The organism is Gordonibacter pamelaeae 7-10-1-b (assembly GCF_000210055.1).
Classification (GTDB): domain Bacteria; phylum Actinomycetota; class Coriobacteriia; order Coriobacteriales; family Eggerthellaceae; genus Gordonibacter; species Gordonibacter pamelaeae.
In genome coordinates this window covers 414,665-416,236 of sequence record NC_021021.1, presented here as the reverse complement: position 1 = coordinate 416,236, position 1,572 = coordinate 414,665, and the positions used below count along the sequence as shown (strand labels likewise).

At 69.7% G+C, this 1,572-nt stretch carries 1 protein-coding gene; it reads left to right on the top strand.

The genetic code is table 11. The features are described 5' to 3' along the window. Positions 1-741 precede the first annotated feature (741 nt). Positions 742-1,572: indolepyruvate ferredoxin oxidoreductase (locus GPA_RS01930; protein WP_041238792.1), on the top strand; the 831-nt coding region annotated here is incomplete at its 3' end.

Sequence of the window (1,572 nt, the reverse complement as noted above, 5' to 3'; positions counted from 1 at the left end):
GCGAGTCGGCCGTGATCTTCGCCTATCGGCCGGCCGCCCCGGCGCCTGCCAGCCGGTTCTCCCTCGTCATCGCCGAGCGCTTCCTTCGCCAGCCCCCTGCACCCTCATCCATCGGCCGTACCCTCGTTGGCAACCAGCCATCGGCCGCGCTATCAGCCGCATGCCCTCCACCTATCAGCCAGTTGCCCTCGGTATCAACCGGCGAGGCCCCTTCTTTTCACCAGCCGGCCGGGGCCGTGCGGACGAGGGCGGCCGCCCCGGCGCATGCGGTCGACCTCCGGGACATCCCGGTGCGCCGGGGCGGCTCTCATCGCCCGCACGGCCCCGGCCGGCTGGTGAAAAGGGGAGCCACTTCCTCCTTCCTTCTCCGCGAAGCACCGCGCTTCCGCATGCGCTCGTAAACATGATTGTCAAGATAATGGACAAGATCGGAGGCCGTGGCACGACCTCCGCGCATCGTGCGTTGTCGTGGCTCCCGCGACCTGGGGCTTTCCCGATGTTGCTCGTGCGGCGACGTAGAAAACGCGCCATAAGCTCCGATCTCGTCCCGGAGGTAGCGTTTCCGCATAGCTGACGGGCCGAAAGCCCTCGCCGCTGTTCCCGAAGCGCCTGCGCCCGTGCGGCGCGCCGGCGGGGCGCCCCCTTCCGCTGATTTCCTCCGCCTGCGACGGTTGAGCGGGCTGCTCGGCGTTCGTTGCCGTATAATTCGCCATGGTAATCTGAAGCGGGGGAAGGTCGCTTATGGAACTGATGTCAGGAAACGAAGCCATCGCCCAGGGGGCATGGGAGGCCGGCGCGCACATCGGCGTGGCCTATCCCGGCACGCCCTCTACCGAGACGCTCGAGGCGTTCGCGAAGATGGACGGCGTGTACGCCGAATGGTGCGTGAACGAGAAGGTGGCCGTGGAAGTGGGGGTGGGGGCCTCCGCCGCGGGCGCGCGCGTGCTCTCCACCATGAAGCACGTGGGCGTGAACGTGGCGGCCGACCCGCTGTTCACCGCCGCCTACACGGGCGTGGGGGGCGGCCTGGTGGTGCTGGCGGCCGACGATCCCGGCATGTACTCGTCGCAGAACGAGCAGGACTCCCACTGGTACGCCCGCGCGGCGCACATCCCCATGCTCGACCCCGCCGACTCAGCCGAGGCGCTGCGCTTCACGCGCGAGGCCTACGAGCTGTCCGAGCGCTTCGACGTGCCGGTCTTCATCCGCTCCACGGTGCGCGTGTCGCACACGAAGACGCCGGTGGAGCCCGGACCGCGCGCCGAGGCGCCGCTCAAGCCCTACGAGAAGGACGCGGCGAAGTGGGTCATGATGCCCGCCTTCGCCAAGCCGCGCCGCCGCGACCAGCTCGCGCGCGTGGAGGCGCTGGGGGAATGGGTCGAGACCTGCCCCTATAACAAGGTCGTGCGGCGCGGGAGCGCCGTGGGCGTCGTGTGCGCAGGTGCCGTGTACCAGCACGTGACGGAGGCGCTGCCTGACGCGTCGGTGTTCAAGCTGGGCTGCACCTGGCCGCTGCCCGCCGAGGCGCTGCGCGCCTTCGCCGGGAGCGTGGAGGCGCTCTACGTGGTGGAG